At 36.6% G+C, this 21,731-nt stretch carries 21 protein-coding genes; 4 read left to right on the top strand and 17 right to left on the bottom strand.

The window, feature by feature from the left end; all coding sequences use genetic code 11:
• The first annotated feature begins 120 nt into the window (after window positions 1-120).
• Complete coding sequence (locus tag M2R48_RS04510) at window positions 121-369, top strand: lysozyme inhibitor LprI family protein (RefSeq protein ID WP_315972852.1); 249 nt, start codon at window positions 121-123, stop codon at window positions 367-369.
• On the opposite strand, the gene M2R48_RS04505 is transcribed toward M2R48_RS04510, so the two are convergent.
• The 12 genes from M2R48_RS04505 to M2R48_RS04450 all read right to left on the bottom strand — a co-directional run bounded on the left by M2R48_RS04505 (window position 363) and on the right by M2R48_RS04450 (window position 12,752).
• Window positions 363-947 (bottom strand): hypothetical protein, encoded by a 585-nt coding sequence (locus M2R48_RS04505; protein ID WP_262085222.1) that lies wholly within the window; start codon window positions 945-947, stop codon window positions 363-365. The two genes, M2R48_RS04510 and M2R48_RS04505, sit on opposite strands and share 7 nt — an antisense overlap.
• 178 nt (window positions 948-1,125) lie before the next feature.
• Window positions 1,126-1,752: a hypothetical protein gene (locus tag M2R48_RS04500; RefSeq protein ID WP_262085221.1), complete on the bottom strand. Its 627-nt coding sequence runs from the start codon at window positions 1,750-1,752 to the stop codon at window positions 1,126-1,128.
• 465 nt (window positions 1,753-2,217) lie between these two features.
• Window positions 2,218-3,135 (bottom strand): HARLDQ motif MBL-fold protein, encoded by a 918-nt coding sequence (locus M2R48_RS04495; protein WP_262085220.1) that lies wholly within the window; start codon window positions 3,133-3,135, stop codon window positions 2,218-2,220.
• 140 nt (window positions 3,136-3,275) lie between these two features.
• Window positions 3,276-4,403, bottom strand: a complete 1,128-nt coding sequence (locus tag M2R48_RS04490; RefSeq protein WP_262085219.1) for an acyltransferase family protein — start codon at window positions 4,401-4,403, stop codon at window positions 3,276-3,278.
• Between the two features lie 58 nt (window positions 4,404-4,461).
• Window positions 4,462-4,875: a poly-beta-1,6-N-acetyl-D-glucosamine biosynthesis protein PgaD gene (gene pgaD, locus M2R48_RS04485; protein WP_262085218.1), complete on the bottom strand. Its 414-nt coding sequence runs from the start codon at window positions 4,873-4,875 to the stop codon at window positions 4,462-4,464.
• A 33-nt stretch (window positions 4,876-4,908) separates the two neighbouring features.
• Entirely contained in the window at window positions 4,909-6,174 is a 1,266-nt protein-coding gene (pgaC, locus tag M2R48_RS04480; protein WP_004819456.1) for a poly-beta-1,6-N-acetyl-D-glucosamine synthase, read from the bottom strand.
• Between the two features lie 8 nt (window positions 6,175-6,182).
• Window positions 6,183-8,216 carry a poly-beta-1,6-N-acetyl-D-glucosamine N-deacetylase PgaB gene (gene pgaB, locus M2R48_RS04475; protein ID WP_004819455.1) on the bottom strand — a complete coding sequence of 678 codons (2,034 nt, stop codon included), beginning with the start codon at window positions 8,214-8,216 and terminating at the stop codon, window positions 6,183-6,185.
• Between the two features lie 487 nt (window positions 8,217-8,703).
• The gene (locus M2R48_RS04470; protein ID WP_262085217.1) at window positions 8,704-9,042 is read right to left on the bottom strand and encodes an FKBP-type peptidyl-prolyl cis-trans isomerase; all 339 of its coding nucleotides are present in this window, start codon (window positions 9,040-9,042) and stop codon (window positions 8,704-8,706) included.
• 16 nt (window positions 9,043-9,058) lie between these two features.
• Window positions 9,059-10,318, bottom strand: a complete 1,260-nt coding sequence (locus M2R48_RS04465) for a DUF2252 domain-containing protein (protein WP_262085216.1) — start codon at window positions 10,316-10,318, stop codon at window positions 9,059-9,061.
• Between the two features lie 101 nt (window positions 10,319-10,419).
• Window positions 10,420-11,043, bottom strand: coding sequence for an MgtC/SapB family protein (locus tag M2R48_RS04460; protein ID WP_262085215.1), 624 nt, complete (start codon window positions 11,041-11,043; stop codon window positions 10,420-10,422).
• Window positions 11,044-11,151: 108 nt separating this feature from the next.
• Entirely contained in the window at window positions 11,152-11,682 is a 531-nt protein-coding gene (locus tag M2R48_RS04455) for a YaeQ family protein (protein WP_004722682.1), read from the bottom strand.
• 56 nt (window positions 11,683-11,738) lie between these two features.
• Window positions 11,739-12,752: a CobW family GTP-binding protein gene (locus tag M2R48_RS04450; protein ID WP_262085214.1), complete on the bottom strand. Its 1,014-nt coding sequence runs from the start codon at window positions 12,750-12,752 to the stop codon at window positions 11,739-11,741.
• A gap of 446 nt (window positions 12,753-13,198) precedes the next feature.
• Between M2R48_RS04450 and M2R48_RS04445 the strand changes: the two genes are divergently transcribed.
• Window positions 13,199-13,426 carry a hypothetical protein gene (locus tag M2R48_RS04445; RefSeq protein ID WP_004722685.1) on the top strand — a complete coding sequence of 76 codons (228 nt, stop codon included), beginning with the start codon at window positions 13,199-13,201 and terminating at the stop codon, window positions 13,424-13,426.
• 254 nt (window positions 13,427-13,680) lie between these two features.
• Here the strand turns inward: M2R48_RS04445 and M2R48_RS04440 are convergent, their stop codons facing one another.
• Window positions 13,681-14,289 carry a glutathione S-transferase family protein gene (locus M2R48_RS04440; RefSeq protein WP_262085213.1) on the bottom strand — a complete coding sequence of 203 codons (609 nt, stop codon included), beginning with the start codon at window positions 14,287-14,289 and terminating at the stop codon, window positions 13,681-13,683.
• Window positions 14,290-14,749: 460 nt separating this feature from the next.
• On the opposite strand from M2R48_RS04440, the gene M2R48_RS04435 reads away from it, so the two are divergent.
• Window positions 14,750-15,091, top strand: a complete 342-nt coding sequence (locus tag M2R48_RS04435) for a hypothetical protein (RefSeq protein WP_262085212.1) — start codon at window positions 14,750-14,752, stop codon at window positions 15,089-15,091.
• A 183-nt stretch (window positions 15,092-15,274) separates the two neighbouring features.
• Here the strand turns inward: M2R48_RS04435 and M2R48_RS04430 are convergent, their stop codons facing one another.
• Both M2R48_RS04430 and M2R48_RS04425 read right to left on the bottom strand, forming a co-directional pair.
• Window positions 15,275-15,796 carry an acyl-CoA thioesterase gene (locus M2R48_RS04430; protein ID WP_004722691.1) on the bottom strand — a complete coding sequence of 174 codons (522 nt, stop codon included), beginning with the start codon at window positions 15,794-15,796 and terminating at the stop codon, window positions 15,275-15,277.
• Between the two features lie 434 nt (window positions 15,797-16,230).
• Window positions 16,231-17,217: a patatin-like phospholipase family protein gene (locus M2R48_RS04425; protein WP_262085211.1), complete on the bottom strand. Its 987-nt coding sequence runs from the start codon at window positions 17,215-17,217 to the stop codon at window positions 16,231-16,233.
• A gap of 138 nt (window positions 17,218-17,355) precedes the next feature.
• On the opposite strand from M2R48_RS04425, the gene chrA reads away from it, so the two are divergent.
• Window positions 17,356-18,564, top strand: coding sequence for a chromate efflux transporter (gene chrA, locus M2R48_RS04420; protein ID WP_262085210.1), 1,209 nt, complete (start codon window positions 17,356-17,358; stop codon window positions 18,562-18,564).
• Between the two features lie 37 nt (window positions 18,565-18,601).
• Here chrA and gltS read toward each other — a convergent pair whose 3' ends face one another.
• Window positions 18,602-19,837, bottom strand: a complete 1,236-nt coding sequence (gltS, locus tag M2R48_RS04415; RefSeq protein ID WP_004819437.1) for a sodium/glutamate symporter — start codon at window positions 19,835-19,837, stop codon at window positions 18,602-18,604.
• A 549-nt stretch (window positions 19,838-20,386) separates the two neighbouring features.
• Window positions 20,387-21,631, bottom strand: coding sequence for a DcaP family trimeric outer membrane transporter (locus tag M2R48_RS04410; protein WP_034610928.1), 1,245 nt, complete (start codon window positions 21,629-21,631; stop codon window positions 20,387-20,389).
• Window positions 21,632-21,731: the final 100 nt, after the last annotated feature.

The following is a 21,731-nucleotide window of genomic DNA, read 5'->3' as shown; positions in this document are numbered from 1 at the left end:
AAAAAGATCAAATATAGTTTTTTAGCTTTGCTTTTTATGAGCCTATTCAATACCGCTTATGCGCAATGTAATCAACAAGATCAACGACAAGCTTATCAATGTATGCAGTAGCAATTAAAAATAAATAAAGCGAAAATAAATAAGCTATATGATCGCATTTATCTGCAATACGATGATAACAATAAATTATTACTGGAAAAATCACAAAAAGCTTGGCTTAATTATCGTGATGCTCAATGTAATGAACTCATGGGAAGTCTTACTTATGGGGCTTTGGGATTAGCATCAGGATTTGCGCATTTAGATTGTGAAATCAATTCCACAACATTTCGACTAAAAGAGTTAAACAGTCTAATAGAAAATCAATAACAATCTTTAAATTCAGCTTTATGTTCTACGCCTTGATGATCAACATGCGCATAGAACACCCCATAACGTCCGACATAGTATTCAAGTGATTGTTCATGATAGCTCCAAAAAACAGACCATTCGCCAAAATCAAAAGAACCGATCTGACTTTGGGTATTCATCGGCATTTTACTGAGTACATCATGTTGAATATGCCCGGCTTGAGAAAAATCTTTGGTCTGTAAAGCTTGTTCAAAAAACAGTTGTGCCGCTGCATCAAATAAACGTTGGTCTTCATCAGTGATCGGCTTGGCGGGGGCATGTTGCTCCTCAAGTACGGTCGACTGCTCTACTTGAACTGTAGGACTTAATGGTGCTGTTACTGGCGCTGAACCCGTCTTTTGTCGCTCTTCTGCAATCATCTGTTTAATCAGCTTCGTTTTTTCGGGCAGTTCATGCTCTTCTTGAGGATTTTGAACCAATTGAGATAACGCTTGTCGTTGTTCTTCAAAAGCTGCATTAATTTTTTGTTTAGCAACCCATCGCCATAACAAATATAACGTGATCAGAAATAATAGGACAATGATAAATTTCAACATAGCGTAATCTCAAGCATATAATACGCCCCAGTTCAGACTCATAAGCTAAGTTTAAAGCTGAGTATTTTGATTGTTTTTTTAATAGTTTACCCAGTAAATTGTATAACTATCTCACTAGAGATACCCAGCTTAAACGTAACAATTGTTTTCTTTATACAGATAAACCAGATCTCTTATTTTAATTTTGTAATGCTTTTAGATCATCTGAAGCAAATACGATCCCTTTGCCTGGCACCTTTTTGAGTATTACGGGTTTTCCTATATTTTTATATATCGGTTGATCATCTTTAAGCGCTTTTAAAGCAATTTTTTGAATAAAAATCTGATCATTTTTACGATACAGCTTTACCCCACCTTCATCTGAAGCCATATAATGAACTTTCACATGATAGATATTTTGTAGATCTGGCATCCACACAATCACTAAATCGCCGCCACGTTCATACATATTGTCAAACACAATGGTATCTGCATCCACTTGTTCAGATTTAACACCAACATAACCACTGGCATCCGCCAGTTGATCGACTAAATATAATGATTTTTTAGCGCCCAATTGTATCCCATAGGCCGAATAATATTGTTCTCGGTCTTGCTTTTTACTGGTACATGAATAAGTTTTTAATACGACTTTTGTCGAGCGCAATTGATAAGTTTGAGGTGAAAATATGTCTTCATCATCTTGATGGCATTGTTTTGCAAGCTGCGTTTGAATATTGAGTTGTTGAAATTCTTGTGCATATATAGATGACGTGATCACGACACTACAAATGAATAATAACTGTTTGATATATTGTATTTTCATTTCAATTTTCTATATTTTAAGATAAGCCGTTATCTGTTATATATCATTTAAAAATAAATGATCAGTTTTGTCTGAATTCTACTAGGGTCTGTTGACAATTCGTCTACGTTTGCGACTACGTGTGTTTTTTAGGCGATACTAGGCAGGAAATATGAAATTTAGTCATTCTAAATAATGAGAAACATCGTTTCGCAAGGTAACACGTAGCGGCAAAAAACACACTAGTCCCCCACTGCGCCTTGCGCTGCAAACAAAGCAGTGCTTTGTTCTTGCTCAGGGTTGTGGCTAAAATTATCTCAGCCTTCGTTATGAAACTCGAAAATAGTCTCGCTATTCTTTTCGTTTCATGCCTTGCCTGCTCAATTTTAACCTACAACGCAAGCCATTTATGAAATGTCAACAAACCCTAATATTTAAAATAAAACACGCTATATAACGCATATAGCATGTTTTATTTTAAAGTAATTATTGCAATGTTTTAAACTGCGCTAAGCGTTGTTGCTGCTGTATTTGTTGTTCAAATTCAACTCTCCCCTTCGCTACATAGTTTTGTAAACCTGTCTGATCAATAAATGCTTTTTTATCACCCGCATTCAATTTGGCTAATTTCTGCTTCATATGGAAACGATCCGCTTTATTGGCAAGAAAAATATCTGCATGGATTGCATCCAAAGTTTTAAATGTGTGACGTATGTCTGAAACTAGATTTGGATAATTGTCATTGTTTAACAAATAATAACCGCCCGTAAATAAACTGTCGGCATAGATGACTTTATAGGTTTTAAAGTGATAACGGATATCTGTCGTCCAAGAGGTTGCACCTGGTAAATGGCCTGGCGTCGCATGTGCTGTAAAAATTTGACGACCGAGCTTTAACTGTTGCCCATCTTTGATGATGATATCTACAGCTACAGATGGAAAAGGCAATTGCTTACCTAAAGCGAAATCAGTCACGCCGCCATTTTCTAGCATTTCGGCATTGGCAGCACTTGCGACCAATTGAGCACCACTCCATTGTTTTAATTTGGCAAAACCACCAGCTTGATCTAGACGCGCATGACTATTGAGTAGATATTTTACATCTGTGATTTTAAATCCCAATTTTTCAATATTGGCTTTAATCTGCACTGCCGACTGATCAATCCCACTATCAATTAAAACCAAACCATCACCCGTATCAAACAGTACCGAAGATAAATTTTCAGTACCGACATAATAGACATGATTAAAAATTTTAAAGGGCTCAATGGGTGTATTCCACGATTCAAACAAACTCATTGGCGGTGCATCAGTCAATGCTTGCTGAGCATTTAGTGGGGCTGCTTGGGTAAATTGAACGCTCATTGCGATCAATGAAATAACAATGGATTTGAACAGATGCATATAAGCGATCCATGCTAAAAATGAGTCGCCCATACTTGATTAAATCACCATATTTATCAATTTTTTAATGCCTAAAAAACAACTCAATACATCTTAAATTGTAAATAATATTTGCAAATTGTATGCGAGTTTTTAAAGGACTAATTTAAAACCTTGTCGGCAATTTTATTACTGACCTTAATAGCCAACTGATCGACATAATCACTATAAAAATTTGCAGCAATCAAAGTGACTGCAATTGCAGTTAACCCTGAGCAGATTACAGCGACAGAATAACTCCAATGCCAACTTAAAAATAAGTTAAATAGTGGAATACAGATTAAATACAACATCATTAGATGTAATAGATAAATAGAAAAAGATAACTTTCCTAACCAGACTAAAATCGGGTGATCTAAGCCTTTAGACAGTAATGGACTCATCAACACACTATAAACAATTAAAATCCCAGCGATGAAATTACTATAATCATAAGTATTCTCCCCTAAAATATGATGAACCCAGCTATAGGCCGCACTGGTATTATGTGCACCCGCCAAATATAGGCCCATCAATAGCATAGGAATAGCTACAACATTTGAAAGTGGCTTGGCATATAAATAAATATAGATACCAATGATAAAACTGGAAATCCCAAAACTAAAGCCTTGCCCTCGCCAAAGAAATGCAAGACAAGGAATTAAAAGTGAGCCTAGCCAAAAAGCAATATGTTTATAATGATACAAATAGAGTAGAAAAAATAATGCGAATGACCCCATAAGCTCAATCGTCATGGTCCATAACACCCAATTTATATCACTTTCTGAGAATAAAAATGCACCAATAGTTCCCTCATATAATGCATGTTTAAAACTAAAATCTTGTATCGCAAATGCATGTAACCAAGCACCCACATGACTACTATCAATATGGATAACTTTAAAGACCAACCAAATGATGACACATGAAGTCAGTGCTGGAATCATTAAACGCGGATAACGTTTAATCATCATATTTTTAATCTTTGTATGAAATTGTTGAGGGCTTTTTAAGATCGCATAACTGAGCACAAAGCCACTTAAAACAAAAAATACAAAAACAGCAGCATCACCTGAGTAAAGAAAACCAAAAGGCAAATGATGTATAGCATACACCCAAGCCAAATCTGTTTTCTCATTAGGATCAAAATGATGTAAAAATGGAAAAAAACTCATTGCAAGATGAGAAAATACGACAGCTAAACAAGCTAAACCTCGAATACTTTCTGCCGAGTTTATTTTTGCGGACATCTATGTTTCCCTGTGAAAACAAAAGCCCCAACCTGTGGGACTTTTGCTGACTAAGCCATTAGTCAATATATGTGATGCGACCATCAGCATCATGATGAACTGTAGCGATTTTTTGCTGACGAGAATGTATAAGATCATCCACATTCAGGTTGAAATGTTCGGCATATTCTTGTGTGGATTTAGCTTCTGCTTCCTTTTTGGTCTTCGCTGGAACAAAGTTACTCCATAACCACAAAGAAATCGCACAAGCAATCAACGCAAATAATCCGCTTTCTAATGCTTTTGCAAAAGCATTAAAGAAATAATGTACCAGTTGCGGTTTCTCAAGTGAAAGATATCCCACTAAGATGATAATAGGTCTCCAAAGCAGTAACCAAAATGCCCACAGCATAGCCGTCATTGTCGTGGAGAAATAACGACGATGCCACGGTAACTGCTTACGTACATCAATAATTAAAGAGTTTGTTTTCATATTCGTATCTCAAAACTTATTCTGACTAAAATGTTAGTCATCATGTCGCATACCACGATCTGGGCTAACCCAACGTGCTCTTTTACTTTCTCCACGTAAAAGAACTTTTGGGAATGCAACAATGCTTGCCGTTACTGTAATCAACCAAAATACAAAGGGATACCAAATCATCCAATAGTAGTTTTTCACTAAACTCGATTCGTAACGACTATCCATCCACTTACTGATTGCGAACTGCAGTAAACAAGTTGTACCGAGTAAAATACCTGTTCCCATCGGTAATAATGGAGAACTCATTGCAGGGAATCCTGCATACGGTAGCAGCAAATGCAAAATCCAGAAAATCACCATAATCAGCATTAAATATGACCAGACTAAGGTGAGGATCAGCTCAATAATCAAGGGCCATAGAAAATTCAGCTTCGGTTTAAATAATACATCAAAATTCTTAATTAAAACTTGAGCGCCACCCATGGCCCAACGTAAGCGTTGCTTCCATAGACCATCAAAGGTTTCTGGCATTAAAATCCAAACCAAGGCATTCGGTTCAAACTTTACTTCCCAACCCGCGCGATGCAATTTCCAAGTAATATCAATATCTTCTGTCAACATGTTTGGTGACCAATAGCCCACCTCATGTACAGCACTTTTACGAAATGCAGTAATCACACCAGAAACTGTAAATAAACGACCAAAAGTACGTTGTGCACGTTTAATCATACCGACAATTGAAGAAAATTCGCCAACTTGAATCCGTCCAAGCAAAGTCGAACGAGTACGAATACGTGGATTACCTGTCACCGCTGCAACAGTAGGATTATTGAGAAAATGACGAATCATCCATTGTGCAGCATATGGGTCAAGTAACGCATCACCGTCAATACCAATTAAAAACTCAGCATCGGTAAGCAAACTGCCCGCTTGTAAAGCCATGGCTTTACCTTGGTTTTCAGCCAAATGTACAACGCGAAGCTTGTCATACTTCAATGCCAACGCATTTAAGATTTCTGCAGTATTGTCAGAACTCCCATCATTAATCGCAATGACTTCAAAGTTTGGATAATTCAACTTCAATGCATGACTAATGGTCTCATCCGCATTGTCTTGTTCGTTAAAACACGGCACAAGCACAGCAACTAAAGGATATTCTTCCAATGTTGGCGGTTGAGTATATGGCGGCTCTTTACGTTCTTTCCAATAGAAAATTAAAGCGCCTATCATCCATAGATACGACATAAATAATGGATAATAGAAGATAAAGTTTAATACGGATTGCCACAGGTGTTGAAATGCACTCATATCAGACCTTAAGGAACCAATCGTTGTGGTTTAGAATCAAATACTTTACGCATTTCAGCAGTATTTGGATGATCTTCAATTGGATCATCTGGGTAGTAACCTACATGCATCACACCTTGTTGATACAAAGACTGAATCGTTTGAGCAATTTCCGAAGTTGGAATCTTTTGATTATTACGCCAGTTCACTGCTTGTAACTCAAAAATCGTCTTTTTAATCCCATTGGGCTGTTTCTTCACGTTTTGTACTAAATCTTTATAAAACTTAGTTGCATCTGGCGCCTGTTCCATATACGGCATTGCCATAATTGCAGTAAAGTCATAATTTTTAATCGATTGTTCTAAAGACTGGGCATACCAGTTTTCCGAATATGCTGAAAGTGCAACTTGAGCATATAAGTTACGTGCAGTCAGTAAGAATGGTTGGTAATAACGCGCCTTTTGTGCCAAATCCATTGCAAAGTTATCAATGGTCTTGGTTTTAAAATCAGTCCATTTTTGCAATTTTGCATCATCATTACGAATTTCTTCTAAATCGGCTGGTAAACCAATTTTTTGATAGGCTTTAATCGCTTCTGGACTAGCATCTTCATAATCTGAAAGTGTTGCATCATCATGGAACAAGATGCCATCAAACGTCGTCGATTTTGCTAAATCCTGATATAAGCCTTCAATTACTTTGCGTGCTTCTGGTGAATATGGGCTTAAACGATGATATCCCATATTTAAATGATCGCTGTCTTTGGCTTGCTGAGTCACTACCACATCTTTAGATGCAGGATTTGAAGCAGGTAAGTCCCAAGCCAACAAAGGCATCCACGCATATAAACGACTCACATGGGTACGCGTTTGAATCTGCCATGCAACACGGTTAAACAAATCTGCACGCATTGGCAGATAACGATTTGGGAAATACACCATATCGGCTGACCCATTCGCATCTGGATCAGCGAACGCCTGTAAGAATACCGTGGTGACATTCATTTCACGAATACGGTCTAACAGATGCCCTAAGTTTTTCTCTTGCTGCGCTTCATCAGGATCATAGATATAGTCTAAATCCACATGCATGACTTTTTGTGGGCGGTTATTGTCAGTAAAGTTCATCTGACGGCTTTGGATTTCTTGTGCCAAAGAATCCGTGGTCATATTGCCTTCGACAAGAATACGGTTCAAATGACCTAAGGATTTTTCAATATGGTCTGGACCATCATCTAAGCTAATGGTAATCGGCATACCGACTTTTTTAGCCAAAGCAACCGCTTCCATATTATAACGACCATATGGCCACACCATCACACGTGGTGCTTTTAAACCATGTGATTGCAATAATTTATTATTTTTTTTCAAATCACTAAAAATGCGATCTGCATAGACTTTGTCAGATTCATAGGTTTTACTTTTTGGATCGTATTCGCGTGTGACTGCGGCAGGCTCAGAGTTGCCCTGCGGGTTGCCTAAAATACCACGATGTAAGTTATAACTGTGGCTACCAATTTCTACATAGCCACTCTTTTGCATGGTTTTAAGTTCATCCCAAGTCAAAAGTTTTTTACGTGCTAATTTTTCATCCCCAAATTGAACCATTTCGTTAGCTTTAGGTTCTAACCATGAGCCAACGACAGCGAGTACAACAGGAATTTTACGTTGTTTAATGACTGGATATGCATATTGATAAAAAGATTGATAACCATCATCTACAGTCAACAATACAGGTTTGGTGGGTAGTTTATATTTACCTTCGTTGGCTTTAATAATTTGGTCTACATTGACAAAATTATAGCCATTTTTTTGTAGCCAATCTAAATGCAGCTCAAACTGTTTCGTGGTCACAGCATAATCTGGAATCACAGCATCATGATTCGGCGTAATTTCATGATAACCAATAATCGTCAGCGTATTTAAATCAATTTTAGGTAATTCATGCTCGATTGGAGTTTCAGTAGCAACTTGGTCTACTTCTGCCATTGCACTATTATAAAAGGACGAAAACAATAGTGTTACGCATATCATCGCTGAAGGAGAAAAGTAACGGCTTAGCATATATTTAAATACTCGATCATCATTGTTTTAAATCTGAATCCGTCCGTAGTACATCAATATTGAAATACTAAAATCCTTTTTCAAGACGAATTGAACCAGAGGTTTTACAACGATGATTTAAAAGAATAAAACTGAAACGAACCTTAAAAAATAACTCTGAGCAGAATTATTTATTTATGACATTTAAACACTTTTAAGACAAAAGTATTGTAGATGATTGTTAAGTATTGAGCAAATAACAAACAAAAAAATAAAACTATTGTGTTTAAAATCACACTATTAGCTAAATTATAAGCGCATAAAGTCGGATTCGAATGATATTTTTATCTGAGTAATATATACAGAAATCAAAAAGACTCTTTCAACATCACTAACATAAGACAGTGTAGTCAATAGATGCTTCATTAGACATAAAAAAATAGAGATCAATTGATCTCTATTTTTGCGTCCATGTTGAGGACTAAATTAGCTCAGACATTTCGCAGATTTAATCACGCGTTTTTACATCAAAAAGTTCAATTTCAAAAATCAGATTAGAGTTTGCTGGAATAATTTTTCCCATTTTACGCTCGCCATACGCCAAGTGTGCAGGAACGATCAATTTACGTTTACCGCCCACTTTCATCCCCATAATGCCTTGATCCCAGCCCTTGATTACACGCCCTGTTCCAATCACTGTTTCAAAGTAATTGCCACGATCAATTGAAGAATCGAACTTGGTTCCATCTTCCAACCAGCCAGTATAATGAGTTGTAATCAAAGCACCTTTTACCGCTTCTTTACCTTCACCAACTTTTAAGTCGATAATTTTTAATTCATTTGACATATATTATTCCTATTCATCATTCGGGTTTGTGCAAAGCTTTACTTATCACTGTCTTTTGTTCAGTACGATATTCAGCATAACTTTTACAAAAACGTTGATAATCTTGCTCAACTTGTTGGGCGTAATTATACGTGTATTTCAACAATTGCGTTTTCCAAAGTTCTGCTTGTTGTGCAAAATTGATTAATTCATCTGCTGTTGAAGAACCTTTACGCCCTGCCGAACGCAATTGAGCATAAGCAATTAATCGGGCCATGTTATAGCAGGCATCGGTAAATTTTTTAGGTTTATCTACACACTGTTTAAAATCAATTTTATCTTGTTCGGGTTGTAATGCTTTGACAATATACGCTTGTCCTTGAAAGTCTAGCCGTGATAACTGAGCCGGGATTTGGTACTGCATGAGTGTTTGGATGAATTGAATGCGTTGCGCTTGATCATCCCATTCTGGTTGCTCTATTTTTAGAAATGGTGACAAGCTTAGAGAGGAAGCTTGGGCCTGTTTCATATCGAATAACGTATAAGTTTTATTTTCACGATCATAAACTAAAAATACATAGCGATTTAAACCGATACTTCCTGTTCCCGCAATGCGTACTGCGACATCTAATACTTGAAAATTTGATTGATTTTTCGTATTGAGTTTTTGTAAATTCTCAGAAAATGTTTTTATCAGCGACGTATATAAGCTTTTGGATTCTATTTTAAAATATTTTTTCTGATCAATCACCAAATAGCGTCGATCACTTGTTTTATCTAAAGAACAACGCGCTTCAATAAATGCCACAGGATCACGTTCAGAAACGGCTGCAATATATTTCTTTAAAATGCCATCGACGGTTTCTTTTTCTACTGCATAAGCTTTTCCTATACGAAGTGCATTTAAATACTCATCTAGCAGTTGTGCTGCAATCGTTTTTAAATCATCGTCGCCGATATTCAGCTCTTTGCCAGCTAAAAATATGCTACAAATAAAACGCGACACATCCCACGTTGGATGGGCCAAAATTGCCTCGTCAAAATCATTTAAATCAAAATAAACCACCTGATGCCGACTACGATAACTGCCAAAATTTTCGACATGCAAATCACCACAAATCCAAGTGATGGTTTGATCTTTCCATGTTTGTTGGCTTGCCAAATCTTCATAATATAAATGACATGAACCACGGAAAAAACGGAAAGCACTACTCGCCATTAATTTATATTTAATTGCTAAAAATCGCTCATCTCGCGACTGATTAAAATGGATAACACGTTCATAAGGATCTCGCATCGGTTTACTCCAATACTTTATGCAATTGCTTAGATTAAATCGCTAAGCTGAAAATTTGATGAATTAAGGATTGAATAAATCAACCACACTTTTTTCTTATTTTAGAAACTTAACTCTTTAATTTCTTGATTTAAAAGCAAATAGTTTGTGAGTTTTTTATGATTCTGTGCAGATCCAATTAACACCCAGCGCCCAACAATCTGTTTTTCAGTTTTATTTTGTACGCCACGTAAAATTTTCATATTATATTGCTTAAACAATTCTTCATATTTATCTAAGGTCTCTTGTTGATAATCACATAAAATCCTGTAATTACGAGCTTGATGAATCGCTTCAATTTTTTCTTGAAAATAGACGAGAAATACTAAAACAACCAGCACCAGTAGCGTTCCAACAAATGCTAAATATTCATAACCTGCACCAGCGGCCATACCTAATGCAGCCACCATCCAAATTGTTGTTGCAGTGGTAATCCCTGAAATTCGGTTATCATCTTTAAAAATAACCCCAGCACCTAAAAACCCCAAACCCGTCAGAATATTTGCTGCCAAACGGTCAGGATTTTGTACCCCAATTTTAATTGAAAGTATGGTGAATAAGCAGGATGCTAAACTCACCATAATCATGGTACGTAACCCTGCTGACTTGCTGCGATACTCACGCTCTGCACCAATAATCGCACCAATCGCCAAAGCCATCAGTAAATGGTAGATGTCATTATTCATTGATTTTCTACATAACTATTTTTATCCCTCTAGGTATACGAAATTTGAGCAAAAAAAAGCAAGCGATTCGCTTGCTTTTCTTGTCAATTTTTTATTGAAGAACAATCATTACTGTAACTGAGTCCATTCAATCACAGCTTGAGCATCATCCCCAATCAAGGTCCACTCACCATCCATAACATTTAATTGCAATTGCATGGTGCGTTGACATAAAGCTTGAATTGCAGTTGTCGTCGCCTCAGACAATTGCCATACCTGAACATTTGACAAGGTTTTGAGTTTAGAACTTCTTTTATACCATTCTGCAACGGCTGAACCATAGGCGATGACAGCCACTTCTTTACAACGTGCTGCCGCTTTTTTAACTTTGTCTTCGTCAGGCAAACCAACTTCAATCCATTTAATCAACTGTCCGGTTAAATCCTTTTCCCATAAAGCAGGTTCATCAGTTTCAAATAAATCTTTGGTAAATTCCAAACGTTCATCTGCAAAACGAGCATATGCCAATACACGCACCATTAAGCGTTCAATCGTTTCAGACGGATGTAATGCCATCGTGAACTGATAATCACCATATTGATGCACATCCATATTGGCAATATTGAGATCAGCCTTATAAATTGTTGCTTTTAATGCCATGAAAGTTCCAAAAAGTTCTTAAATATGGCGCACAGTCTATAAGATTTTCAAAAGGATTACTGCGTTTTTTCCGCCTGATCAATTCGACAATTCAACAAAGCCGTTTCTAAACTTTCCCAATCACGATTGTGCTGGCTAATGAGTTCAATCCGATTATCCAAGCTTTCTTCACCCGATTTATAATTCAAATTTTCGGGATTAAAATTAAATGTCATCCAACCTTGATTGGTATTGAATATCCCTTTGATCCTCAACCAGTCTTTTTGCTCACACAAGACATCTAACAAGTCATAAAAATCGAATTGCCAACGCTTTGAAAATTTCCAACCTGCAACAGTATATCCATTAGACGTTTCAACATAGTGATAAGGCAATTGTTTAACCACAGGCAGTACTTCATCGGGGTTAAATTGCTTTTGCACTTGAATCAGCGGTACAACTTTTCTCTCAACCCCTTGATGGGATAGATCCAGCTGTTGAATATCAAGTTTGCCCTGCTCTGCCAATACCCAAGTTTGAATATAAGCAAAGTAATCATTTTTAAACTGGTTTAATACCTCATGATCAGACGCAGACATGCTATCTGCATGTGAAACCACAACAATTTGTGCAGCTTTTAACTGGTCTTGATAAAGCTCTTGATTCACCCATTCAGAATCATGTAAGCGACTCCCATCAATTACTGTCACCAATGCACGCATATCAATTTGCGCTTGCCATTGTGGTTCAGTCAATTGTGCCAAAAGTTGAGCGGGATGACCTAAGCCTGTGGGTTCTATAAATAGTCGATCGGGTTGTTTATCATAAATCAATCGAGACAAGGCAATTTGCATAGGCAATTGTCCTGCACAACATAAACAACCACCGAGTAATTCTTTTACTTCATAGCCTGAGTCTTGTGGTAACAATTGCTGATCTACACCAATCTGCCCAAACTCATTCATCAGAACCGCCCACGTTTCATTTTCTGGCTTCTGTTGAAGCAAATGCTGTAATAAGGTGGTCTTTCCAGCCCCTAAAAAACCAGAAATAATATGAGTTTTGACTGTTTTTTGGCTTAAAATCTTCAAAGGATCGACTCAGCAGATTAAATGAAAGAAATTGACGGGTATCGCGGCGCTTCTTATTATTACTGAAAATGTGCCAATAGTTTCAGGTTTTAAATCTATTTTTTAAATTAAAATTACAAAAACAATCCAAAACTCCAATACCCCATTCATAAAAATTGCATCGTGAATGTTAATTGTAAGTAACCGCGCAGTCTATTTTTTAATCAACTTTTCATATTTACATACATTTTTACCTATTGGTAAAAGTCAATGAGTCACAAAAAAACAACATAATACAATGATTTGTTTTAAACATGTAAACCTGTCTGTTACGCTTTGTTGCTTAGGTTGCCCATTTTTTCATCTGCACTTAGCATGACACTACTCCCTGTGATCAGCAACGCATTTAACAACTGACGCTCTCACAGGTCGTTATACGATCAATTCAATGAATTAAGGATGCCAAAATGAAACTCGTTAAAACACTTTTAGCTACTACACTTGCTTTCACTGCTTTCTCAACTTTTGCTGCTACTGATACAGCTGCAACTGAAGCTGAACAAGTTGTTGTATCAACTCAAGAACAACCAGCTGCAGCTGAAGATACTCAAGCTGCTGGTCAACCTACAGCTCAACCTGCGACTGAAAGCGCTGCTGAAGCTCCAGCGACTTCTGCTCCTCAAGCAGGTCAATAAGATTTAATACTCCTCCCGAGTTAGCAATTGGGTTGTCTGAAAAGACGATCTGAATAAAAAGACTAGATCATGCTGCGATTTAGTCTTTTTATTTTTTCTGATGTTATTCACTTAAGCTGATGATCATAAATGTATTTTCAGCAGCTACTTTATCTGTAAAACAACCGATAATATTTAAATTGTCACTATTCCGAATCATCCAGATAAATTTAAAATCCATTTTTAAAACCATATTCATCCCTGAACAAACTCCGCTAAACGGCCTGAATCCAAGCTACATCTTTTACCGTATCACGCTGTTGAATCAACTGTATAAACGGCTTAAATTCGTCTAGATATGGCACAATTTTAAAAGAAATGGCGAAGATCAGCCAGTATGCTAAAAACAAATCAGCCGCAGAGATTTGATGCCCCAGCAAATAAGGATTTGCTTGCTTTAGCCCAATTTTAATAAAGTTATACATTGTTTCTTCTGTACCAAAGCCTAGACTTCTTCTCCGTTCCTGAATTTGTTCTGTTGAAATACCTAAGCTTTTAATATCCATAAACTCAGTCAAAGGTCCGTGGCAAAAGAATAACCATTTTAAATATTCTCCACGCTTGGGATCATTCAATGCGGGTGCGAAACCTTTCTCAATATATTTGTCTGCTAAATATGCAAAGATTGCAGGCGTCTCAGAAATGACAGAACCTTGATCCACTAAAAAAGGAATCTTAGCCATCGGATTCAATGCCAAATATTCAGGCTGATTCAAGTCTTTATAATCCACTTGAAAAATTTCGACTTGATCTTCGATATCTAATTCTTTTAATAAAGGCAAAATGGTATTTCCACGAGAATGTGCATTGGTATAAAGTTTCATTGTTTTTAAATCCATTTTTTCGTGCTTTGAGTATAATCAAAATATCGCTAACTATGATTAATTTATATGCAAAAGCAAAGTGCTTCCTTTCTAAAAAATAAATAAAATAATTATCAATACCTTATGAAAAAATAAATTCCATCCTTTCATAAGGACTCTAAACTACAGAAAAGATTAAATGTGGTTTACCCACAGTATCGCGATTGATTCAAACCAATAATTTAGAATATTTTTTATATAAATTGCACTTTTAAAAAAATTTAAAGTCACCCAATAACTTCATTTTTCTGATCTTTAATCTTTAAGATAACTCGTACATACGCCCATTATGCCTCCTGAGTGCTTTTCTAATTCGAATTATTGAATAATTCAGCTATACTATTTTGCACTTAAATCAGTTTGTAAAATTGATAAATTTATAATTAAAACCTGACATATCAAGACTAACGAGGAATTTAAAATGTTAAAAAAACTGATCGGTTTAGGCATCATCAGCACCCTACTTGTTGCATGTAGCAAACCGTTACCGACAGATAAGCAAAACTACTCAGGCACGTGGCAAAGTGAGGATGGCAGTGTAAATTTGATGATTACACCTGAAGGCCGCGTTGAATATAGCAATAAACAACCTAATTCAAGTTCATCTGTATCTGCCCCAATTTCTAAATTTGAAGGCAATAACTTTAGTGCTGGCATTGGACCACTTTCAACTGAGTTTAAAGTTTCTCAAGCACCGCAACAAACTGCCAATGGGACATGGACCATGACTGTAGATGGACGTGTTCTTAACAAAGTCAATTAAAAGTACTGCTCTGTCTTTATCAAATTTTTATGGTTTGAATTTATGTTTAAGCGTCTATACCTTAAGCTTAGTGCTGTCAAAAAGGTCGTATCACGCTGACTACATTTCATTTAAATTTTGAGACTATCTAATATTAATATCTAAAACTCCCCCTCATTGGCAACGAGGGGGCAATGCGATCAATTAACCATTTGAAGCTTTTTTATAGATACTGCAAGAAGGATGATGATTTTCTTGTAAACGTGCCACTTTACGTTGCTCAGCCGCTTCAAAACGACAGCGTTTCCAATCATTATCCAGATTTAAAGCTGGAATTTGCTGTGGCTTACCATTTTCATCTACGGCCACCATGGTGAAATAGCAACTGTTGGTATGACGTACTGTACGTTTTTGAATATTTTGTGCTTCAACACGAATCCCGATTTCCATGGAGGTACGACCAACATGGTTGACACTGGCAAGGAAGCTGACCATTTCACCCACATGAATAGGCTCTTTGAAATTCACTTTATCGACTGAAAGTGTCACAACATAGCTACCAGAATAACGACTTGCACATGCATAAGCGACTTGATCAAGCAACTTAAGGATGGTTCCACCGTGTACATTACCTGAAAAGTTTGCCATATCTGGGGTCATCAAAACGGACATGGTTAATTCTGACTGGTCATCTGTAGCTGGGATCATTTGATCTAATGGAGACATCGTATTCTAGACTCTATTTTGGCAGGAGATTTAAGTCTATTATTATATATCTTTTCAGCTAAAAAACATGTTTAATTCGGCAATTGACCATTCTCTCAATTTATGATTATGACTATAGTCATTTATTTGAGGTATATCTTATTGGTTTATCAATCATTTTCTATTTTTTTCAATATTCGTGCTGCAATCTTGCCATATCTAAGTCTTTGCTGATCCGATAATTGGTGTTGAATTTGATAACAATGATCAATGTTTACAGGGATGATTCCAAGAATACTGTGGGATAGTGTCACAATTCTTACTTTTTACCCATAACAAATTTAATCATCATAGATTTAAATAAACAGATGACCGCTATAGCACATCATCCTTATTCAAATAATCATACAGTGATAAAAGTATAATATTTTTAAATCGATCTATTACGATTGATCTTAGTTTTGAACTTGATATTGCTGCTGAGCAGTTTCAAGACTTTTCTTACTGGCAATAACCACATCTAGATCATGCATACGTTGATTGGCAGCATCGATTCCGGCTTGCATGGTATCCTGACGGCCTTTTACATCAAAAATATGCGCTTTTTCGCGTAAATCTGGCTGAATCACAATATCTGCATTTTTTAATTCTTCTGCTGCTAATCGATTTTGCATGATATTGATATTTTGGTTAAACAGCCCCCAGACATTCGTGGTTTCAGTATTAACAGGTTGTGCCAATATATCCACTGCAATCACGATATCTGCACCTAATTCTTTGGCGATATTCACGGGTACTGGACTAACCAAACCACCGTCAACATATTCCTTACCTTTAATTTTGGTGGGAATAAACATGCTTGGAATAGATACAGAAGCTCTCACGGCTTGCCCAGTATTGCCATAATTAAAAATTGTTTTTTCACCATTTTGTAATTCTGTAGCAACCACATACATCGGGATTTTCATCTTTTCCAAAGGCATTTGATCGATTTGCTTATTGACATAATCCTCAACTTTTTGCCCGTCAAAAAAACCTTTCATCCCAATTTTAAAATCGCGTACATCACCCACTTTCATATTGAGTGCAATTTGACGTAATTGTTCAGGCGATTTCCCACTGGCATAAATTGAACCAACGATACTTCCCGCACTTGTTCCAACAATAAAATCAGGTTTAATACCATGTTGTTCCAGCACTTCGATTACACCAATGTGGGCATAACCACGCGCGCCGCCACTGCCTAAAACCAAAGCAATCACAGGCTTTTTCTTTGACAATTGTTTGTATTGATAAAAAGTATTGTCCAATCGTGAAGTGGCTTCTAAAACCTGTTGGGTTGCTAAGCTACTGGCTTGAGATTTTTTTTCGGGTGAATGTGCGCATGCAGTTAGCAATAAACCACAAAACAAAGTAGCTAAGGTTTTATTTAACAATGACATATACTCTCAGATCATGGCACAATCTAAATTCGCATGTATCTAAGCATAATTTGCAATGATTTGCTGTTGTATTTATTTATTCTGTCATGATTTTCGATTAGATTATAAAAAATCAGTGTCTAAAATCATCCTAAAAATATGCCCACACTTTTTGAAATTTTTTGGATTTTTTTAAAATTAGGCTGTAGTAGCTTTGGTGGTCCAGCCGCACATTTAGTGTACTTTAAACAGGCTTTTGTAGAGAAAAAGCATTGGTTAAATGAGCAGCAATATGCTCAACTGCTTGCACTCACCCAATTACTCCCAGGCCCAAGTAGTAGTCAAATGGGTATGGCTATCGGCTATTTACAACATCGACATTTAGGCGCAATTGTGGCTTGGATTGGGTTTACCCTTCCTTCAGCATTGCTAATGTTTGGCTTAGCACGATTCATTCAGCAGCATCCAGTTTTTAATTTAGCCTTATTTTCAACAATCCACTCGATCATCTTGGCGATTATTGTCTTTGCTTTTTTGCAGATGTTTAAAAGCTATTGTAAAACCAAACTGCATTTTTCCTTAATGCTTGTTAGTACAGGGTTGCTACTGCTGTTTTCCAATGCTTGGATACAACTTGTGATTATTCTCGGTACTGGTTGTTTAGCCGTTTTAATGACGCGATTTGCATATATTCAAAAGGATTCAAATGATCTTGCTATCGAAAAACAGCATATAAATTTTAATACCTTACCAACCGCTCATCGTCTTCATTCAATCTGGTTGATTGGCTTTATTTCAATCTTTTTAGCCTTGTGCTTGGCAATGCTTTTTTCCAACAAGCTGCTCTTTCAAGCCAGTTTTAGTTTTTATAAAACAGGCGCTTTGGTCTTTGGTGGTGGCCATGTGGTTCTTCCTATGCTTCACCAAGACCTTGTCAATACAGGGCTAATCAGTAAACAAGATTTTGAATTAGGTTACACACTTGCGCAATTTATGCCAGGACCACTGTTTAGCTTTGCCAGTTATCTTGGTGCATATTTACCCCTTACCACTTTTCCCATTGTTAATGCGGCCATAACAACACTATTGATATTTCTACCTTCTTTTTTCTTTGTTTTTTTAGCTTTGCCTTACTGGTCTAAGCAACTTGAGAATCGTTATATTGAAAATTCTGTAATGCTCATCAATGCCGCAGTTGTCGGATTTATCCTGTCTGTGATTGTCCCCATGCTACAAAAAACCATGGGCAATCCATTAGATATCCTCACAACCAGTTTAATGCTATTGAGTTTAAAACTTAAAATTTCAATTTTTATCAGTATTCCTAGCCTTTTATTTATTCATTATGCCTTGCTGAATTTCATTTAAAAAGCCAGTGATATCACTGGCTTTTTAAATCTAAAAATTAAGCGATAAATTTTAGAATTAATTGAATCACTGTTGCATTAATTAAGTCGACAAAAAAAGCACCACAAAGCGGAACAATCAAAAATGCTTTATGTGAAGGACCGTACATATTGGTAATAGCCTGCATATTTGCAACAGCTGTTGGTGTTGCACCCATACCAAAACCACAATGCCCTGCAGCCAATACCGCTGCATCGTAATTTTTCCCCATTACACGGAATGTCACGAAAGCAGCATATAAAGCCATCGTTAATGTTTGTGCACTCAGAATAATCACCAATGGGCCGGCTAAATCTGCTAACTGCCAAAGTTTTAATGAAAGTAAAGCCATCGCTAGATAAAGTGACAGTGCTGCATTACCAAACACATCGATCGCACGATCAAACATTTTAACTCTTAAAATGCCTTCAAGCACATTTCGAAGAATAACACCGCCAGCGAGCGCCCAAACAAATGTTGGCAGCTCAAACCATTGTCCTTTACTGTAACCTGTCATAAATTCAGCAAAAGCCAAACATGCTGCAAAAAGTCCCAATGTAGTAATCGCATTATCTGCAGTAATCAAACGGACTTGATGTGGATATTCAAAGGGAACATATTCACCAAGATCAGAAACGGCTTGCTGATTGGTCTCATCCACTTCTTTTTGTGTCTTTGGATTAGATAACTGATAACGGTTAATCAGGAGCTTGGCCAATGGACCACCAATGATTCCGCCAATGATTAATCCAAAGGTTGCACTTGCCATACCTAATGCTAATGCACCTTGAATACCATGCTGGGTTTCTAGAATCTCACCCCAAGCACCTGCTGTACCATGTCCACCTGTGAGGGTAATTGAACCCGCAATCAAACCAATCAGCGGGTCTAGACCCATGGCCGTTGCCAATCCAATCCCAACAAAGTCTTGTACGACAATAAATGAGGCAACACAAATTAAAAAAACGACTAAACCAAAACCGCCTTCTTTTAATTTTGCAAAATTTGCACTTAAACCAATTGAAGCGAAAAATACCAACATGAAACTGGTTTGTAATTCACTACTCGTGGTAATGCTATAGCCCCAGAAATTATGGATGAGTAAAGATAAAATTGCGGCAACAAGTCCCCCAGCAACAGGTTCTGGAATATTATATTTACGGAGAAAATCAATCTTATTGACCAGGAAACGACCCAATAACAATACGATGACCGCTGCAATCAACGTATAGAAGGCATTAAAAGAAAATTCCATAAGTAATTGTCCATTCTTTGGCTAGATTTTTTTGTTGTATAGATATAGAAATGCTATTCCATAGTAACAGACTTAAAATCACTCAGATTTAGTGATTACCTAATTGCCTGATATATACAACAAAAAATTAAAATAAAACGCAGATTTTCAACATTGAAAATCAAAAAGGCTTATCGCGATAAATACATTAGCGATTAGATATAAACAGAATTGCAATGCTGCAAAAATTTAGAAAAGAAAATGGTCATGATGTTACTCCTATTATTGATAAAAGATCATTTCATCAAACAATGAGAAATACAGTCCTCATAAGTCATTCGCTTTACAAGAACAGGCCAAAACATGTCATTTATCTATACGATAATATGAACATACAAAAAAAGTGGGTTAATTATGCATTTTTTTAAGCAAATGTCTTAAGTTTTTACAATATTATTCATTATTTGAAATGATATTGATTTGATGATTATTTTTGACATGAATACTCAGGCATTAAAAAACCGAGGATCATTCCTCGGCTTTTTGGATCAATAAATTTCTAAGTTGGAATTAGAAATTGTATTTCGCCATTAAACCTACACGGTTATCTTTATAAGATTGACCCGCGAAAGTTTCACGCTTACCGTTGATATACTCGATACCTAAATCAATCGGTTTCGCTGGAGAATAGATCACGTTTAACCAAGCTTGTTGAATTTTTTCATTTGCAGTTTGGTTTGCTTTGGCAAAATCTGTACCGTTGTCAGCAAATAATGCACCATACGCTAAAGTTGAACGTAAGTTAGGTAAGATTTTATATGTCCCACCCACTTGAAGCGCAGTGAATTCATTCTGTTCAATATCACCATTTACCACAGAATATGCATTGTTACTTCCGTATAAGTAGTTGCTATTACCAACCACATAAGATGCATCAGCAAAAAGTTTTAAAGGGTCAGCAACTTTAAAGTCTGTACCAACTGCAACACCCCAACCAGTCTTGTCTTTGCCAACATTGTTATCTTTATAGTTTTCCACTAAAACACGTGCAGATGCATTACCGTTGCCATCAGCATATGATTGTGTAATTTTACCTGTTAACACAGGAAGACTATATTTAACTGCTGTACCTGTAACTCCAGTACTATTACCCTCTTCAGCAGCAACTAATAATTTTGTAGTCGGTGCCAAATTGTATGCATAACGTACTTGTGGAATACGTGTAGTACCGCCACCTGCGTTAGTTGCAAAGTCAATCATTTCTGGCGCATGGCTAGATAGGAAGTTAGATGTTGTTTGACCAAATAACCAGTTGTTATAGGTTAAATAAGCATGACGAATACGAAGGTTTTCATTTACGCCATTACCTGCAAAGTCAACTTCAACTTTACCACCAACTTTAGCATCGCCTACTGGTGTATTAAAATCTAAACCGATTCGTGTTGTTTTTGCTGTAGCACGGAGTTTATCTTTCGCTTCGCCATTGGTTGAACTGATTTTGTTGAAGTCGTCATCACCGCCTTCAATGATATAGTTCGCATCACCACGAACAAAACCATAAATATTGATATCTGCACCAGACTTAGACTTTAAGCCAACTGAAGAAGAAGATGGTGCTGCTTGAACTTTAGATTCAACTAATCTTACTTGCTGCTGTTGCTGTTGAAGAAGTGCTTTTAATTCTTGAACTTCATTACGTAATTGTTGAATCTCTTGACTGTCAGTAGCAGCTTGAGCTGTATTTACCATCAAAGCTGTTACTGTTAATGCTAAACTTTTGACGATCAATGACTTGCGATTTGTGAATAGACTCATGAAATACTCCTAGCCTTATTTATGATGTGCATCCGTACAATTTGATCTTTTAACCCCAATACTTTGCTAAAAAATCAATTTTTCTTGTTTTCTTCAGTAG

Origin of the sequence: Acinetobacter sp. I-MWF, assembly GCF_025433935.1 — a bacterium.
Lineage (GTDB): Bacteria > Pseudomonadota > Gammaproteobacteria > Pseudomonadales > Moraxellaceae > Acinetobacter > Acinetobacter guillouiae.
The sequence above is the reverse complement of the archived record's forward strand: the minus strand, read 5'-3'. Positions and strand labels throughout refer to the sequence as shown.

What these genes read in the sequence shown, in the direction of transcription:
- M2R48_RS04505 (WP_262085222.1), bottom strand. Translation starts at nt 947, where the DNA reads ATGTTGAAATTTATCATTGTCCTATTATTTCTGATCACGTTATATTTG.
- M2R48_RS04500 (WP_262085221.1), bottom strand. Translation starts at nt 1,752, where the DNA reads ATGAAAATACAATATATCAAACAGTTATTATTCATTTGTAGTGTCGTG.
- M2R48_RS04495 (WP_262085220.1), bottom strand. Translation starts at nt 3,135, where the DNA reads ATGCATCTGTTCAAATCCATTGTTATTTCATTGATCGCAATGAGCGTT.
- M2R48_RS04490 (WP_262085219.1), bottom strand. Translation starts at nt 4,403, where the DNA reads ATGTCCGCAAAAATAAACTCGGCAGAAAGTATTCGAGGTTTAGCTTGT.
- pgaD (WP_262085218.1), bottom strand. Translation starts at nt 4,875, where the DNA reads ATGAAAACAAACTCTTTAATTATTGATGTACGTAAGCAGTTACCGTGG.
- pgaC (WP_004819456.1), bottom strand. Translation starts at nt 6,174, where the DNA reads ATGAGTGCATTTCAACACCTGTGGCAATCCGTATTAAACTTTATCTTC.
- pgaB (WP_004819455.1), bottom strand. Translation starts at nt 8,216, where the DNA reads ATGCTAAGCCGTTACTTTTCTCCTTCAGCGATGATATGCGTAACACTA.
- M2R48_RS04470 (WP_262085217.1), bottom strand. Translation starts at nt 9,042, where the DNA reads ATGTCAAATGAATTAAAAATTATCGACTTAAAAGTTGGTGAAGGTAAA.
- M2R48_RS04465 (WP_262085216.1), bottom strand. Translation starts at nt 10,318, where the DNA reads ATGCGAGATCCTTATGAACGTGTTATCCATTTTAATCAGTCGCGAGAT.
- M2R48_RS04460 (WP_262085215.1), bottom strand. Translation starts at nt 11,043, where the DNA reads ATGAATAATGACATCTACCATTTACTGATGGCTTTGGCGATTGGTGCG.
- M2R48_RS04455 (WP_004722682.1), bottom strand. Translation starts at nt 11,682, where the DNA reads ATGGCATTAAAAGCAACAATTTATAAGGCTGATCTCAATATTGCCAAT.
- M2R48_RS04445 (WP_004722685.1), top strand. Translation starts at nt 13,199, where the DNA reads ATGAAACTCGTTAAAACACTTTTAGCTACTACACTTGCTTTCACTGCT.
- M2R48_RS04440 (WP_262085213.1), bottom strand. Translation starts at nt 14,289, where the DNA reads ATGAAACTTTATACCAATGCACATTCTCGTGGAAATACCATTTTGCCT.
- M2R48_RS04435 (WP_262085212.1), top strand. Translation starts at nt 14,750, where the DNA reads ATGTTAAAAAAACTGATCGGTTTAGGCATCATCAGCACCCTACTTGTT.
- M2R48_RS04430 (WP_004722691.1), bottom strand. Translation starts at nt 15,796, where the DNA reads ATGTCTCCATTAGATCAAATGATCCCAGCTACAGATGACCAGTCAGAA.
- M2R48_RS04425 (WP_262085211.1), bottom strand. Translation starts at nt 17,217, where the DNA reads ATGTCATTGTTAAATAAAACCTTAGCTACTTTGTTTTGTGGTTTATTG.
- chrA (WP_262085210.1), top strand. Translation starts at nt 17,356, where the DNA reads ATGCCCACACTTTTTGAAATTTTTTGGATTTTTTTAAAATTAGGCTGT.
- gltS (WP_004819437.1), bottom strand. Translation starts at nt 19,837, where the DNA reads ATGGAATTTTCTTTTAATGCCTTCTATACGTTGATTGCAGCGGTCATC.
- M2R48_RS04410 (WP_034610928.1), bottom strand. Translation starts at nt 21,631, where the DNA reads ATGAGTCTATTCACAAATCGCAAGTCATTGATCGTCAAAAGTTTAGCA.